Origin of the sequence: Streptomyces atratus, assembly GCF_014648655.1 — a bacterium.
In the GTDB taxonomy this organism is placed as follows: Bacteria; Actinomycetota; Actinomycetes; order Streptomycetales; family Streptomycetaceae; genus Streptomyces; species Streptomyces atratus.
This window is the reverse complement of record NZ_BMRN01000015.1, coordinates 109,392-124,257: the sequence shown is the minus strand read 5'-3', so window position 1 is coordinate 124,257 and position 14,866 is coordinate 109,392. Positions and strand designations below refer to the sequence as shown.

Annotated in this window: 12 protein-coding genes and 2 pseudogenes; 11 read left to right on the top strand and 3 right to left on the bottom strand. The window is 70.5% G+C overall.

The genetic code is table 11. The annotated features are described in order from the left end of the window. Window positions 1-24: 24 nt before the first annotated feature. Window positions 25-309: pseudogene (locus IEZ15_RS44950) on the top strand (FAD-dependent oxidoreductase); the annotation flags it as partial. Between the two features lie 147 nt (window positions 310-456). Then, complete coding sequence (locus IEZ15_RS23985) at window positions 457-732, top strand: DUF2087 domain-containing protein (protein WP_114248080.1); 276 nt, start codon at window positions 457-459, stop codon at window positions 730-732. A gap of 45 nt (window positions 733-777) precedes the next feature. Here IEZ15_RS23985 and IEZ15_RS23980 read toward each other — a convergent pair whose 3' ends face one another. After that, a complete protein-coding gene (locus tag IEZ15_RS23980) occupies window positions 778-1,941 on the bottom strand; it encodes an ABC transporter ATP-binding protein (protein ID WP_189279300.1) in 1,164 nt (387 codons plus the stop codon). Window positions 1,942-2,047: 106 nt separating this feature from the next. Here IEZ15_RS23980 and IEZ15_RS23975 point away from each other — a divergent pair, with 106 nt between their 5' ends. Beyond that, window positions 2,048-3,343 carry an alpha/beta fold hydrolase gene (locus IEZ15_RS23975; protein ID WP_189279299.1) on the top strand — a complete coding sequence of 432 codons (1,296 nt, stop codon included), beginning with the start codon at window positions 2,048-2,050 and terminating at the stop codon, window positions 3,341-3,343. 104 nt (window positions 3,344-3,447) lie between these two features. Here the strand turns inward: IEZ15_RS23975 and IEZ15_RS23970 are convergent, their stop codons facing one another. After that, window positions 3,448-4,020 carry a rhodanese-like domain-containing protein gene (locus IEZ15_RS23970; RefSeq protein ID WP_189279298.1) on the bottom strand — a complete coding sequence of 191 codons (573 nt, stop codon included), beginning with the start codon at window positions 4,018-4,020 and terminating at the stop codon, window positions 3,448-3,450. Between the two features lie 100 nt (window positions 4,021-4,120). Between IEZ15_RS23970 and IEZ15_RS23965 the strand changes: the two genes are divergently transcribed. Then, window positions 4,121-4,399 (top strand): metal-sensitive transcriptional regulator, encoded by a 279-nt coding sequence (locus tag IEZ15_RS23965; protein ID WP_093896672.1) that lies wholly within the window; start codon window positions 4,121-4,123, stop codon window positions 4,397-4,399. Between the two features lie 152 nt (window positions 4,400-4,551). On the opposite strand, the pseudogene IEZ15_RS23960 reads toward IEZ15_RS23965, so the two are convergent. Beyond that, a pseudogene (locus IEZ15_RS23960) lies at window positions 4,552-4,794 on the bottom strand (MBL fold metallo-hydrolase); the annotation flags it as partial. Window positions 4,795-5,006: 212 nt separating this feature from the next. Here IEZ15_RS23960 and IEZ15_RS23955 point away from each other — a divergent pair. From IEZ15_RS23955 to IEZ15_RS23925, 7 genes are all read left to right on the top strand, one after another. Then, a complete protein-coding gene (locus IEZ15_RS23955) occupies window positions 5,007-7,688 on the top strand; it encodes a glycoside hydrolase family 84 protein (protein WP_189279297.1) in 2,682 nt (893 codons plus the stop codon). Window positions 7,689-7,913: 225 nt separating this feature from the next. After that, entirely contained in the window at window positions 7,914-8,882 is a 969-nt protein-coding gene (locus IEZ15_RS23950; protein ID WP_189279296.1) for an NADPH:quinone oxidoreductase family protein, read from the top strand. Beyond that, window positions 8,879-10,066, top strand: coding sequence for an acyl-CoA dehydrogenase family protein (locus tag IEZ15_RS23945; RefSeq protein WP_189279295.1), 1,188 nt, complete (start codon window positions 8,879-8,881; stop codon window positions 10,064-10,066). Before IEZ15_RS23950 ends, IEZ15_RS23945 begins: the two co-directional genes overlap by 4 nt. Continuing rightward, on the top strand, window positions 10,063-11,193 hold the full coding sequence (locus IEZ15_RS23940) for an acyl-CoA dehydrogenase family protein (RefSeq protein WP_189279294.1): 1,131 nt from the start codon (window positions 10,063-10,065) through the stop codon (window positions 11,191-11,193). Before IEZ15_RS23945 ends, IEZ15_RS23940 begins: the two co-directional genes overlap by 4 nt. Before the next feature lie 174 nt (window positions 11,194-11,367). Continuing rightward, window positions 11,368-12,972, top strand: a complete 1,605-nt coding sequence (locus tag IEZ15_RS23935) for an ABC transporter substrate-binding protein (RefSeq protein ID WP_189279293.1) — start codon at window positions 11,368-11,370, stop codon at window positions 12,970-12,972. Between the two features lie 23 nt (window positions 12,973-12,995). Continuing rightward, window positions 12,996-13,961 carry an ABC transporter permease gene (locus tag IEZ15_RS23930; protein WP_189279337.1) on the top strand — a complete coding sequence of 322 codons (966 nt, stop codon included), beginning with the start codon at window positions 12,996-12,998 and terminating at the stop codon, window positions 13,959-13,961. Continuing rightward, window positions 13,954-14,811 (top strand): ABC transporter permease, encoded by an 858-nt coding sequence (locus IEZ15_RS23925; RefSeq protein WP_189279292.1) that lies wholly within the window; start codon window positions 13,954-13,956, stop codon window positions 14,809-14,811. Before IEZ15_RS23930 ends, IEZ15_RS23925 begins: the two co-directional genes overlap by 8 nt. The last annotated feature ends 55 nt before the right edge of the window (window positions 14,812-14,866 follow it).

Sequence of the window (14,866 nt, the reverse complement as noted above, 5' to 3'; positions counted from 1 at the left end):
ACAGAGGTGAGTGATCACCATTGGATGGTCGATCACACCGTACGGGTGCGGTTGGCGCGCGGACGAGGTGCCCTTGCGCCGGGAAGAAGTCGTGTCCGAATCGGCGGCCGGCTCACCCACCAGGCCGTCCCACCGGACGAGCACCCGTGGGTGGAGCAGTTCGGCACCACCGCCTCGTACCGCCGACTGCGAGAAGGCATCCGGGCGTACCGCCAGTGGTACCCGATGCGCTTTGAAGCGCTCGCTCTCACCGACCTCAACCCGGGCGCCGGCCGGGTCAGCAAGCTCTGCCATGAACCACGCATCGCAAACCGCTCCTTCTCCCACTCCCATCTGCCGGTCGGTCTCAGGTCCTGCCCGGCAGATCGGGGACGGGCAGGCCCCGTCCGCCATCCAGCCCGCGGGCGCGCCGAAAACACGTTGCCCGCAGACCGGCGGCCTGCGACGCTCCCCCTCATGCCTGACAACGATTCAAGCGGTTCGCACCAGGTGGCGGCGCTCTTCTCGCACGGCCGTCTGGCGGCGATCCCCCGCAAGACGGCACGCCGTGAGCAGTTGCTGGTCCACCTCAGCGAGACGCTCTTCGAGCGGGACCGGACCTACACCGAACGTGAGGTCAACGAGGCACTGCTCACGGTGCACGAGGACTGCTCGGCGCTGCGCCGCTATCTGGTCGTCGCCGGTCTGCTGGTCCGCCCCAAGGACGGCAGCAGCTACCGGCGCGGACGGTAGGACCAGTCCTGACCGGCGCGTGGCCTGCGACGCACAGCGCGCGCCCTACGCGTCCGCCACCGAGTCGAACCACACCTCGTCCCGGCCCACGCCCTGCGCATCGGCGTCCACCGAGCGGCGCAGCGCCTCGTGGAGTTTGGCCGGAGTCAGCACGCCGAGGAACCGCGACCCGTCCAGCACCGCGACCCACCCGGCGTCGTGCTGGAGCATCTCACTGAACGCCTGCTTCAGTGGTGCACCGACCGGCACCCAGGCGTCCATCCGGCGGGCCGGCTCGCCGACCGTGCCATGTTCCCCGGCGATCCGCAGCGCGTCCGCCGACACCCAGCCGTGCAGGTCGCCCTCGCCGTTCAGCACCACCGCCCAGCGGGCACCCGCACTGCTCAGCCGTGCCGCCGCCGACCTCACCGGCTCGTCCAGCCGCGCGACCGGCGGCTGCTCCAGATCGTCCGGCTCGATCGTGGTGACCGAAAGGCGCTTCAGACCCCGGTCGGCGCCCACGAACTGTGCCACATACGAGGTCGCGGGAGACCCGAGCACCGCCCCCGGGCTGTCGAACTGCTCGATGCGCCCTGTCCCGTAGACCGCGATCCGGTCACCCATCCGGACCGCTTCCTCGATGTCATGGGTGACCATCAGGACCGTCTTCCTGACCCTCGCCTGAAGACTCAGGAATTCGTCCTGCAGCCGCTCACGCACCACCGGGTCGACCGCGCCGAACGGCTCGTCCATCAGCAGCACCGGCGGGTCGGCGGCCAACGCCCTCGCCACGCCCACGCGTTGACGCTGCCCCCCGGAGAGCTGGGCGGGGTAGCGGGAGCCGTACGTCTTCGGGTCGAGGCCCACCAGATCCAGCAGCTCGGCCGCCCGCTCGCGGGCCCTCGCCCGCTTCCAGCCGACCAGCGAGGGGACCGTCGCGGTGTTGTCGAGGATCGTGCGGTGCGGGAAGAGACCGACCTGCTGGATGACATAGCCGATCCGGCGGCGCAGTTTCACCGGATCGACGCCGGAGATGTCCTCGCCGTTGACCAGGATCCGGCCCGACGACGGCTCGATCAGCCGGTTCACCATCATCATCGTGGTGGTCTTGCCGCAGCCGGACGGTCCGACCAGGGTGACGAGTTCCCCCTCGGCGACCTCGAAGGAAAGACCGTCGACCGCTCTCGTACCGTCCGGATAGACCTTGCTGACCTGCTCGAACCGGATCATGTCTGCACGGTAGGAGGCCCCCGGGCGTGCCGCACACGGGCCGCGACTGTCCGTGTCACGGCCATGTGCTGAACTGTCCGTGGAACATCTGATTCAGGAGCACCTTGTGAACAGCTACCGGCACCCCGGCATCGTCTTCACCGACCGCTATTTCACGGTCCCGCTCGACCACACCGATCCGGGCGGTGAGCAGATCGAGGTCTTCGGCAGGGAGGCCGTGGCGAGCGGCAAGGACGGCGAGGAGCTGCCCTGGCTGGTCTATCTGGAGGGTGGCCCCGGCTTCGGCGCCAGGCGCTTCATCGGCACGGAGGCATGGCTGGGGCGAGCCGTGCAGGAGTTCCGTGTGCTGCTCCTCGACCAGCGCGGCACCGGCCTCTCCACCCCGGCCAACCGGCAGACCCTGCCGCTGCGCGGCGGCCCGCGCGAGCAGGCCGACTACCTCGCCCACTTCCGCTCCGACAACATCGTGCGCGACTGCGAGCTGATCCGCCCGCAGCTGACCGGCGGCGAACCGTGGACGGTACTCGGCCAGTCCTTCGGCGGCTTCTGCGCCGTCCGCTATCTTTCGGCCGCCCCCGAAGGGCTCAAGGCCGTCCTCATCACCGGTGGACTGCCCTCGCTCGACGCACACGCCGACGACGTCTACCGGGCCGCCTACCCGCGGATCGAGCGCAAGGTAGCCGCCCACTACGCCCGCTACCCGCAGGACGTCGAGCGCGCCCGGGAGATCACCGCTCACCTCGCCGAGCACCGCCCGGAAAGCGCGGGACACCGTTTGACACCCGAGGGGTTCCAGTCCCTCGGCATCATGCTGGGCGGCGGCAACGGCAGTCACCAGCTGCACTATCTGCTGGAGAACGCCTTCGTCCGTACGCCGCTCGGCACCGAACTCTCCGACACCTTCCAGGAAGCGATGCGCACGGCCAACTCATTCGCCGGGCATCCGCTGTACGCGCTGATGCACGAGGCGATCTACGGTCAGGGCGAACAGCCCACCGGCTGGGCCGCCGAGCGGGTCCGTGCCGAATTCCCGCAGTTCGACGCGGCCACGGCGCTCAAGGGCGACGGAGCGGTGCTCTTCACGGGTGAGAGCATCCACCCCTGGCACTTCGAGGTGGACCCGGCGCTGCGCCCGCTGCGCGAGACGGCCGAGCTGCTGGCCTCCCGTACCGACTGGGCGCCGCTGTACGACACCGAGCGGCTGGCCGCCAACGAGGTGCCGGTCGCCGCAGCCGTCTACCACGACGACATGTATGTCGACACCGGGCACGCGTTGCGCACAGCGGAGTCGATCCGCGGTCTGCGTACCTGGGTGACCAACGAGTTCGAGCACGACGGGCTGCGTGCGGGAGGACCGCGCGTACTGGACCGCCTGCTCGCCCTGGTCCGGGAAGACGTCTGATCCGTTCCCGGGGCGGGAGGAGCCGGTCGCGCGGGTGCGTGACCGGCTCCTCCCGCCGCGGAGGGCTCCTGCCGTACGGCCGGCTCCTCCTGGCACGGGGCGGCTCAGCTCTGGAGGGCGTCCAGCGTCGCGTCCAGGTTCGCGCCCGAGTGCGGGGCCCGGTTGTACGGAAGCTTCGACAGCGCCGCCGCCATGCCGCACGTGTTGGTCACGGCGGAGAGGACGAGCCCGGAGCCGACGCCGGCGGAGATCCAGCGCGCGGCCGGGAAGCGCACCCCGGCGAGCAGGCCGGCCACCACGAGCGAACCGGCGGCGAGCCGGACCTGACGCTCCATCGGCCAGGTTGCCCGGGCCCCGGCGGGACGGTCGAGATCGCGGCCCTCGCCCTCCCAGGCCGAGGTGCCGCCGGACAGGGTCACGGCGTCGATGTCGGCCGCTGCGAGAATGTCGCAGGCCCGGGTGGAGCGGACGCCGGAGGCACACACCACGAGAAGCGATCCGCGGGCCGCGGCGGACTTCAGCGCGGGCACGGCCTCGTGGAGGCGGTCCAGCGGGATGTTCAGAGCACCGGGAACGTGCCCGGAGGCGTACTCGCCGGGGGCCCGCACATCGATGACGGTGAACTCCGCGAGACGGGCCGCGGCCTGGGCGGGGGAGAGGGAGACGGGGCTGGTCACGAGCAGTGTTTCCTTTCGTTCACCGGGGCTGAGGAGGGACTCGGCCCTTCCTTCCCCATTCAGGTTAGAATACCCCTTGGGGTATCAGGAGGAGGATGTTGTGGAACTCGACATGGCGGCCGACGAACTGAAATCGGTCCTCAACCGACTTCGCCGCGCACAGGGCCAGCTCGCCGGGATCATCAGGATGATCGAGGAGGGCCGGGACTGCGAGGACGTCATCACACAGATGGCGGCCGTTTCCCGGGCGCTCGACCGGGCCGGTTTCGCGATCATCGCGACGGGCCTGCAGCACTGCATGGCCGACGGCGGCAGTGAGCCCGCGGACCGCGACCAGATGCGGGCGCGGCTGGAGAAGCTCTTTCTCTCGCTGGCCTGAGCCAGAAGGCGGGGGCTGGTGGCCGGGGGTGGCGCCGCGGCTCACATCGCGGCGTCGACGAGCATGAACACGGCCACGGCCAGCAGTGCCGCACCGAAGACCCGTTGCAACGCGGCCGTGGACACCCTCGCGGCCAGGCGCTGCCCGTCCCAGGCCCCGGGCACCGCCGCCAACCGCGCTCCGGTGACGCGCGACGGCTCCAGGCCACCGGTCACGTGGTCGTTGTGCAGATGCGTCTTCGCCGCCAGGGGGATCCGCACACCGCGCCGGGCGGCCGCGGTGATGACCCGGTCGATGTCGCGCGGCGGATCCACGACCACGGCGGCCTGCTGCCCGCCCGCCGGACAGCTGCGGTTGCCGAGGCCCGCTGTCTCCATGGTGTCGACGAAGAACACGGCACGACTCCCTCCATTCGGTTTACCCCTGGGGGTATCTGTATTTATACCCCGGGGGTATTTCGGCAGAGCTGAAACGTGGCCAACACCGGTAAAAGCCCAGGTCCAAGTGTTGATGTTGTCCAGACCATTGACATGTAAGCGACATGATGTTGAATTCGGTGTTGTTGTGTTGTGTGACTCCGGTGACTTGAGTGATCAATGGAGGACCAGTGACGCCTCGCCCACCCCGTCTCACCGCGCTAGGCGCGGCGGCGACCCTGCTCGCCGGCGGTCTGTTGACCGCCGTGCCGCCCGCCCAAGCAGCCGACAGCACCCGCACCGCCACCCCGGCGAAGGTCGCGGCGGGCAATCGGACCCCCGCCATCACGCCGACCCCGCAGTCCGTGAAGAGCCGATCCGACCGGATCACCATCAGCCCCACGGTCACCCTGGTGGCGGGCGCAACTTCCGACGAGCCATCCCTCGAGGTGGTGCAGACCGCGCTGCGCCGGGCCGGTGCACAGCGCGTAGTGCGCAGCGACAGACCCGGCAGGAGCGGGCTCACCGTCCATGTCGGTGACTCCGCCGCGCTCGCCGCCCAGCACCTCGACGGCCCGTCCGCGCTGCCCGCCGACGGCTATGTCCTCGGCATCGGTGCCGGTCGCATCGTCCTCGCCGGCAAGGACACCACCGGCACGTACTACGCCGCGCAGACCCTGCGTCAGGTCCTGCCGCAGGCGAAGCATCCGGGTGCGGAGGTCGCCGGACTCTCGGTACGCGACTGGCCCGGCACCGCACTGCGCGGCGTCATCGAGGGTTTCTACGGCACCCCGTGGTCGCACGAGGCCAGGCTCGACCAGCTCGACTACTACGGCGAGCACAAGATGAACATCTATGTGTACTCGCCGAAGGACGACCCGTATCTCCGCGCGAAGTGGCGCGACGCCTACCCCGCCGACCGGCTGGCCCAGATCAAGGAGCTCACCGACCGGGCCGTCCAGCGGCATGTGGAGTTCACGTACGCGCTCTCGCCCGGCCTCTCCGTCTGTTACAGCTCGGACGCCGACGCCAAGGCGCTGGTCGACAAGTTCCAGACGATCTGGGACATCGGCGTACGGACCTTCGCCGTGCCGCTCGACGACATCAGCTACACCAACTGGAACTGCGCCGAGGACAAGGCGAAGTGGGGGACCGGCGGCGGTGCGGCAGGCGCGGCGCAGGCCTATCTGCTCAACCGGGTCAACAAGGAGTTCATCTCCACCCACCCGGGCGCACAGCCGCTCCAGATGGTCCCCACCGAGTACTACGACGTCTCCGCGTCGCCGTACAAGAAGGCGCTGTCCGAGCAGCTCGACCCCGATGTCCTCGTCGAATGGACCGGTGTCGGTGTCGTCGCACCGACCATGACCGTCGCACAGGCCGACGCCGCCCGCACGGTCTTCAACCACCCGATCCTGACGTGGGACAACTACCCGGTCAACGACTATGCGACCAACCGGCTGCTGCTCGGCCCGTTCAACGGGCGGGAGAAGGGTCTGCCCGGCAAGCTGGCCGGGATCACCGCCAACCCGATGATCCAGCCGTACGCCTCGAAGATCGCGCTCCATACCGTTGCCGACTACGCCTGGAACGACGCCGCGTACGACCCCCGCACCTCATGGGGCGAGGGACTGAAGGAGTACGCGGGCGGCGACCCCCGCACCGAGAAGGCGCTGCGGGCCTTCGCCGACGTCAACTACAGCTCGGCACTCAACAAGGACCAGGCCCCCGAGCTGGCGGCGGAGTTCGCCGGCTACTGGAAGTCCGGTGACGCCGCCCGGCTTTCCTCGGTGCTCGGTGCGCTCGGCTCGGCGCCCGACCGCTTGCGCAGCAGTCTCCCGGACCGCGGTTTCATCGCCGACTCCGGTCCCTGGCTGGATGCGACCGAGTCCTGGGCGACCGCCGCCCGCACCGCCCTGCGCATGGTCGAGGCGGCCCGGGCCGGAAAGGGGGCGCAGGCCTGGGAGCTCCGGCAGCAGCTGCCGGCACAGGTCGCCGCGGCGAAGTCCTTCACGTACACCGGCCTCGACGGACGCAAGGTGCCGGTCGCCGTCGGCGACGGGATGCTGGACCGGTTCATCGACGCAGCGAACGCCGAGCACGACCGGATTCTCGGGGTGAGCGGGCGGCCCTCGGCATCGACCAGTCTGGGCACGTACCAGAGCAACACGCTCGCGCGGATGCTGGACGGCGACGACTCCACCTACTTCTGGAGCGACGGCGCGCCCGCCGCAGGTGACCAGATCACCGTGGACCTGGGCCGGGCGCGGGACATCGGCGACATCACCCTCGCCATGGCCAAGCCGGGCAGTACCGACGACTACCTCCACGAAGGGGTGCTCGAGTACTCGGCCGACGGGCAGAGCTGGCAGCAGCTCACCGCCTTCTCCGGAAAGCCGGACGTCACCGCGACCGTGGACGCCGGAACGAAGGCCCGCTATGTGCGGGCACGGGCGACCGCGGGCCAGGACAACTGGCTCGTCGTACGGGAGTTCGGCGTCGTGACCCAGGACGGTGCGGTGACCGGCGGACCGCCCGCCGCGACCGGATCCTCGCTGCGGGCGGCGTCCGACGGAGACCCGGGCACCGTCTACCGGGCGGCTCGCGCTCCGGAGGCCGGGGAGGCGCTGGAGGTGGGGCTCGTCGCCGCGCGTCCCGTGCGGTCCGTCATCGTCCTGCGGCCCGCCGGGTCGGCGGGCCGAGCCGACATCCAGCTGCGGGGCACCGACGGAACGTGGCAGACCGTCGGCGCGCTCGTCGGCCCGTACACCGAGGTATCCACCACGGGCCGCACGGCCGACGCGGTACGCCTGGTCTGGAGCGCGGGGTCGGCGGCGCCGGAGATCGCCGAAGTGGTGGTCGGCCAGGACTGAGGCCTGACGGCGGATCGCGGGCGGGATTGTGCCGTCCACCTTCCCGGCCAGGCCTGAGGACCCGTCCCACGCCCGGTCCGGCCCGAAGTGTTTCGGGCCGGACCGGGCGCATCCATGTCCACCTCGGGCCGAAACCGGCAGCGGCAGGTTGTTCCCAGAGGGGCAAGCGACCGCTTAGTATGCGCCGGAGCAGTGGTAATGCCGACAGTGTTGTGGAGGCCCCTCATGCAGGCATGGCGAGTGCACCGGAACGGCGAGCCAAGCGAGGTGATGAGGCTCGAAGAGACCGATCGGCCCACAAGCGGCGCCGGGCAGGTGCTCATCGAGGTGCTCGCGGCGTGCATCAACTTCCCCGACGCGCTGCTCTGCCGCGGCCAGTATCAGGTGCGGCCGCCGCTGCCGTTCACGCCCGGCGTGGAGATCTGCGGCAGGACGGCGGACGGACGGAGGGTGCTCGCCACCCCCGCCCTGCCGAACGGCGGATTCGCCGAGTACGTCGTCGCGGACGAGGCGGCCCTCCTGCCCGCCCCGGACGCCCTCGACGACGCCGAGGCCGCTGCCCTGCACATCGGCTACCAGACCGGCTGGTTCGGCCTGCACCGCAGGGCGCAGCTCCAGGCGGGCGAGACCCTCCTGGTCCACGCTGCGGCCGGCGGTGTCGGCAGTGCGGCCGTCCAGCTCGGCAAGGCGGCCGGAGCCACCGTCATCGGTGTCGTCGGCGGCTCCGGGAAAGCGAAGATCGCCACAGAGCTCGGCTGCGACCTGGTCATCGACCGCCGCAGCGAGGACATCGTCGCCACGGTCAAGGAAGCAACAGGCGGACGCGGCGCCGACGTGGTGTACGACCCGGTCGGCGGCGACGCGTACGCCAAGTCCGTGAAGTGCATCGCCTTCGAGGGCCGGGTCGTCGTCGTGGGCTTCGCGAGCGGCGTCATCCCCACCCCGGCGCTGAACCACGCCCTCGTCAAGAACTACTCGGTCCTCGGACTCCACTGGGGCCTGTACAACACCAAGGACCCGGCCGCGGTCCGTGCCTGCCACGACGAACTCACCCGGCTCGCGGCTCAGGGCGTGATCAAGCCGCTGATCAGCGAGCGGGTCGAGCTGGCAGAGGCCGCGGTCGCCGTCCAGCGGGTCGCCGACGGCATCAGCACCGGCCGGATCGTCGTCCTCCCGACAGGAGCCGCCCGATGACGACCCTTGACGCGGACGAACTCCGCCGCCGCACCCAGGACCTGCTGGCCGCACACCCCCCGGCCGCCACCGACCGCACCGACTTCCTCAAAGCCCGCTTCGACGCCGGACTCGCCTGGGTGCACTACCCGGCCGGCCTCGGCGGCCTCGACGCGCCGCGTTCCCTGCAGCCCGTCGTGGACGCCGCACTCGCCGCCGCGGGCGCCCCCGACAACGATCCGCGCCGGATCGGTATCGGCCTCGGCATGGCCGCCCCCACCATCCTCGGCTACGGCACGGACGAGCAGAAGCGGCGCTTCCTGCGGCCGTTGTGGGTCGGCGAGGAGGTCTGGTGCCAGCTCTTCAGCGAACCGGGCGCCGGCTCCGACCTCGCCGCACTCGGCACCCGCGCCGTCCGCGACGGCGAGGACTGGGTGGTCGACGGACAGAAGGTCTGGACGTCCAGCGCCCATCTGGCCCGCTGGGCGATCCTCATCGCCCGCACCGACCCGGACCAGCCCAAGCACCGCGGCATCAGCTACTTCATCTGCGACATGACCGACCCCGGCGTCGAGGTGAGGCCGCTGCGCCAGATCACCGGTGAGGCCGAGTTCAACGAGGTCTTCCTGACCGGCGTGCGCATCCCGGACAGCAGGCGCCTCGGTCCGGTCGGCGAAGGCTGGAAGGTCGCCCGGACCACCCTGATGAACGAGCGGGTCTCCATCGGCGGAGCACGTATCCCGCGCGAGGGCGGCATGATCGGCCCGGTCGCCCGCACCTGGCGCGCGCGTCCCGAACTGCGCACCCACGACCTCCATCAGCGCCTGTTGACCCTCTGGGTCGAGGCCGAGGTGGCAAGGCTCACCGGCACCCGGCTGCGCCAGCAGCTCGTCGCCGGACAGCCCGGCCCCGAAGGCTCCGGGATGAAGCTCGCCTTCGCCCGCCTCAACCAGGAGATCAGCGGCCTGGAAGTCGAACTCCTCGGCCAGGAAGGGCTGTTGTACAGCGAATGGACCATGCGCCGCCCGGAGCTCGTCGACTTCACCGGACGTGACGCCGGCTACCGCTACCTCCGCTCCAAGGGCAACTCCATCGAGGGTGGTACCAGCGAGGTGCTGCTCAACATCGTTGCCGAGCGCGTCCTCGGCCTGCCCGTCGAGCCGCGCAACGACAAGGACGTCGCCTGGAAGGACCTGGCCCGATGACCGCACCGACCGAAGAGAACCAGGCACCCGATCTGCTGTACTCGGAGGCCGAGGACGATCTGCGGGCAGCGGTGCGTTCGCTGCTCGCCGACCGGTGCGACGCGCCGACGGTGCTCGCCCGCGTCGAGTCCGACGCGCCGTACGACCCGCAGCTCTGGAAGGCCCTCGCCGCCGATATCGGCACCGCCGGGCTGCTGGTGCCGGAGAAGCTGGGCGGGCAGGGTGCAGGACACCGGGAGGCCGCGGTGGTGCTGGAGGAGCTGGGCCGCAGCGTCGCCCCCGCGCCGTATCTGACGAGTGCGGTCGTCGCCACCGAGACCCTTCTCGCGCTTGCGGCGCAGGACCGACCGGTCGCCGGACTCCTCGGCGACCTCGCCACCGGACGCAGGATCGCGGTCCTCGCCGTGCCGTTCTCCGCCGCGGCGCCCGACGCCGCGCAGCCGGCCGGTGTCGTGGCCGGCGCGGTGGAGGGGATGGTGACCGGCGTCGCCGACGCGGTCACGGCCGATGTGCTGCTGGTGCCGACGACCGACGGTCTGTACGCGGTGGAGACCGGCACCGCCGGTGTCAGCGTCGAGCCGCTCGTTTCGCTCGACCTGACCCGCCCGCTCGCCACCGTCCGCCTCGCCAAAGCCGCCGGAACCCGCCTGGCCGACGGTGCGTCCGCAGTCTCCGCCGTGCGCCGAGGGCTGCTGGCGGGCGCTGGACTGCTCGCCTCCGAACAGCTCGGACTCGCCGAGTGGTGCCTGACCGAGACGGTCCGCTACACCCGCGAACGACACCAGTTCAACCGGCCCGTCGGCTCGTTCCAGTCCCTGAAGCACCGCATGGCGCAGCTCTGGCTGGAGGTCGTGTCGGCCCGTGCCGCCGCGCGAAACGCCGCGGACGCCCTTGCGACCGGCAGCCCCGACACGCCGTTGGCGGTGGCCGTCGCGCAGGCGTACTGCTCGAAGGTCGCGGTGCACGCGGCGGAGGAGTGCATCCAGTTGCACGGCGGCATCGGCATGACCTGGGAGCACCCGGCGCATCTGTACCTCAAGCGCGCCAAGGCCGACTCGATCGCGTACGGCACGGCCGGACACCATCGCGAGGTCATTGCCGAACTCGTGGAACTGCCCGCGCCGTAACCGGAAGCAGGGAACGGCCCGCGACACAGCGGGACTTGGGAGCGGAGGTGCGTGTTCACGCACCTCCGCTCCGCCGTTTCCCCGTCCGGCGGGGTACCGGGCATCCCTTTACCTGTTGTTTAATTGCGACTGACTCGCAATAACAGTCGATCTTCAATAAGGGATGTGCAGAGTATGACGGCCCGATCGATACGGGGAGCGGTCGCCGCGACACTGGCGACCGTGCTGTCGTTGACCGCGGCAGCCTGTTCACAACCAGGTGGCTCGGACGGCAGCAACTCCGGCTCGGGTGCCGGGGACTCGGCGGTGGTCGGTATCGCCTACGAGCCCGACAGCCTCAGCCCGCTCCTCGGCTACGGCAAGGACGGCAACTCCAAGATCTTCGACGGGCTGCTCGCCCTCGACGGGAACATGAAGCTGCGGCCCGCGCTCGCCACCGCCCTGCCCGAGGTGAGCGACGACGGACTGACGTACACGTACAAGCTGCGCCGGGGCGTGAAGTTCAGCGACGGGAAGCCGTTCGGCGCCGAGGACGTCGTCTTCACCTACCGCACCATTCTGGACGAGAAGACCAACAACGCGTCCCGGACCGAACTCGACGCGGTGAAGAGCGTCGAAGCGACCGGCGACGACACCGTCGTCTTCACGCTCAAGTACCCCTATGCGCCCTTCGCCCAGCGCACCGTCCTGCCCATCGCCCCCGAACACGTCGCGGGCAGGCAGGACGTCAACACCGGCACCTTCACCACCCACCCCATCGGCACCGGACCGTACGTCCTCACCAAGTGGTCCAAGGGCGAGAAGCTGAGCTTCAAGGCCAACCCCGACTACTGGGGCGGCGCACCGAAGGTGAAGAAGTTCACCATGGCGATCATCAAGGACGACGACGTACGCGCCACCCGGCTGCGCTCCGGCGAGCTCGACGGCGCGATCCTGCCGCCCAACCTGGCCAAGGGTTTCGCCCGCGACAGCGGCACGCGCACGTACGCCGCCACGACGTACGACTACCGCACCGTGACCCTGCCCACCCACAACAAGGTGGCGGGCGACACCGCGATCCGGCGCGCCCTCGATGTCGCCGTCGACCGGCAGGCCATGGTCGACTCCATACTCAACGGCGAGGGCAGGGCCGCCTACGGTCCCGTCCCCACCGACAGCGAGTGGTTCGCCAAGGGCACCGAACGCACCCACGACCTCGACGCCGCGAAGAAGATCCTCGACGACGCCGGGTGGAAGCCCGGCAAGGACGGCATCCGCGCCAAGGACGGCGTCCGCGCCGCGTTCCCGCTCTGGTACCTCACCGGCGACAAGCTTCGCCAGGACCACGCACTCGCCTACGCCTCCGACGCCAAGAAGGCCGGCATCGACATCACCACCGAGGCCGGGACCTGGGAGGTCATCGAGCCCCGGATGAAGCAGGACGCGGTCCTCGCGGGCGGCGGATCACCCGCCGACCCCGACTTCGACCAGTACACCCTGCTGAAGTCCTCGCTCGCGGGCGACGGCTTCAACAACATGGCGTGGTACGACAACAAGGCCGTGGACCAGGCCCTCGAAGCGGGCCGCAGGAGCGGTGACGAGGCCGAGCGCAAGGCCGCCTACGACACCGTCCAGCGCGAACTGGTGAAGAACCCCGGCTACACCTTCCTCACCCACATCGATCATCTCTACGTCGTGAAGGACCGTTTCGGCGCGCTCACCACCCAGGTGGAACCGCACGACCACGGTCTGGCATCCGGCCCGTGGTGGAACATCGAGGACTGGACGCCGAAGAAGTGAACCACCGCCTCCCCTGGGGGCCGATGGGCAGGATGGCGGGACGGCGGGCACTGCTCGCCGTCCCCGTCCTGGCCGCCGTGACATTCGGTGTCTTCGCCGTCGCCGCCGCCTCCCCCTTCGACCCGGTCAAGGCGTACGCGGGCACCGCCGGCCTCACCGCCTCGCAGGAGAACCTCGATCAGCTGCGGGTCAACCTCGGCGTCGACCAGCCCCTGGTGACCCGCTGGTGGAACTGGCTGACCTCGGCGCTGAGCGGCGACCTCGGCGACTCCAGCGTGATGCGCCAGCCGGTCGCCGATGTCATCGGCGAACGCCTGGGCTGGTCCGTGCTGCTCGCCGCGAGCGCCTTCGCCGTCGCCGTCGTCCTGGGTACGGGCCTCGGCGTGCTGGCCGCACGCAGGCCAGGCGGCCTGCTCGACCGGTGCGTCAGCTCCGCCGCGTACACGCTCGAAGCCGCACCGGCCTTCTGGCTCGGCCTGCTCGCCATCTGGTTCTTCGCCGTGGAGCTCGATGTGCTCCCGGCAGGCGGTCTCACCGACGCGGCCAGCGACACGGTCACCCCCGGCCAGGTCGCCACCCATCTGGTGCTCCCGGCGGCCGTGCTCGGGATCTCCCAGCTGCCGTGGTTCTTCCTCTACGTACGCCAGGGCGTCGCCGACGCACTGGACGAGGACCCGGTGCGCGGCGCCCGCGCCCGTGGACTGCGCGAACGCACCGTGCTGCTCGGCCACGCACTGCGCTCCGGGATGCTGCCGATGCTCACCCTCATCGGCTCCCGCGTCCCCGAACTCATCACCGGCGCCCTGCTCGTCGAGACGGTCTTCAGCTGGCCCGGCATCGCCGCCGCCACCGTGCAGGCCGCCACCTCCGTCGATTTCCCGCTGCTCGCGGCACTCACGGTGCTCGCCACCGTGGCGGTCGTCCTCGGCAACCTCCTCTCCGATCTGCTGTACGCGATCGCCGACCCGCGAGTGGGCTTCGATGGCTGAATCCGTCCTCGGACCCGCCCGCCGCACCACCCGCCGCATCCGCGTGGTCAGCTCCGCCGGGATCGTCGCCGCGGTGCTGCTCGCGGTACTCCTCGTACCGCCGCTGGTCCAGCTCGACCAGCAGGCCGTCGACCTCGCGGCCAAACTCCAACCACCTTCCTGGCAGCACCCGTTCGGCACCGACGATGTCGGCCGCGACCTGCTGCTGCGCTGCGTCTACGGGCTCCGCGTCTCGCTGCTCGTCGGCGTCGTCGCCGGGCTCACCGCCACCGTCATCGGGACCGCCGTCGGCGCGCTCGCCGCCGCGTTCGGGGGCTGGACCGACCGGATCGTCATGCGGCTCGTGGACACCTTCTCGTCCGTACCGCATCTGCTGCTCGGCATCTTCATCGTCGCCATGTTCCGGCCCGGCGTCGGCCCCGTGATCGTGTCCGTCGCCCTCACCCACTGGCTCTCGACGGCACGGATCGTCCGCTCCGAAGTGCTGTCGCTGCGTTCGCGCCCGTTCATCGACGCGGCGATCTCCGGCGGCGCCTCGCGTGGGCGGGTCATCGTCCGGCATCTGCTGCCCGCGGTGCTTCCGCAGGCGGGCCTCGCCGCGGTGCTCATGGTGCCGCACGCCATGTGGCACGAGTCCGCGCTCTCCTTCCTGGGGCTCGGACTCCCCACCCACCAGGCGAGCCTCGGCAACCTCGTGCAGACGGCGCGTGGTTCGCTGCTTGCCGGGGACTGGTGGCCGACGCTCTTCCCCGGCCTTTTCCTGATCATCCCGACACTCGCCCTGGCGGGCCTCGCCGGTGCCTGGCGGGAACGGATCAATCCGCGCCGCCGATCGGAGCTGATGCTGTGAAGCCCACCCCGGACCCGCAGACCCCGGACCCGCAGACCCCGGACCCGCAGACTCC

Excerpts from the sequence above, each read along its gene's own strand:
- IEZ15_RS23945 (WP_189279295.1), top strand. The coding sequence starts at position 8,879 with ATGACGACCCTTGACGCGGACGAACTCCGCCGCCGCACCCAGGACCTG.
- IEZ15_RS23935 (WP_189279293.1), top strand. The coding sequence starts at position 11,368 with ATGACGGCCCGATCGATACGGGGAGCGGTCGCCGCGACACTGGCGACC.
- IEZ15_RS23925 (WP_189279292.1), top strand. The coding sequence starts at position 13,954 with ATGGCTGAATCCGTCCTCGGACCCGCCCGCCGCACCACCCGCCGCATC.
- IEZ15_RS23950 (WP_189279296.1), top strand. The coding sequence starts at position 7,914 with ATGCAGGCATGGCGAGTGCACCGGAACGGCGAGCCAAGCGAGGTGATG.
- IEZ15_RS23930 (WP_189279337.1), top strand. The coding sequence starts at position 12,996 with ATGGGCAGGATGGCGGGACGGCGGGCACTGCTCGCCGTCCCCGTCCTG.
- IEZ15_RS23980 (WP_189279300.1), bottom strand. The coding sequence starts at position 1,941 with ATGATCCGGTTCGAGCAGGTCAGCAAGGTCTATCCGGACGGTACGAGA.
- IEZ15_RS23985 (WP_114248080.1), top strand. The coding sequence starts at position 457 with ATGCCTGACAACGATTCAAGCGGTTCGCACCAGGTGGCGGCGCTCTTC.
- IEZ15_RS23940 (WP_189279294.1), top strand. The coding sequence starts at position 10,063 with ATGACCGCACCGACCGAAGAGAACCAGGCACCCGATCTGCTGTACTCG.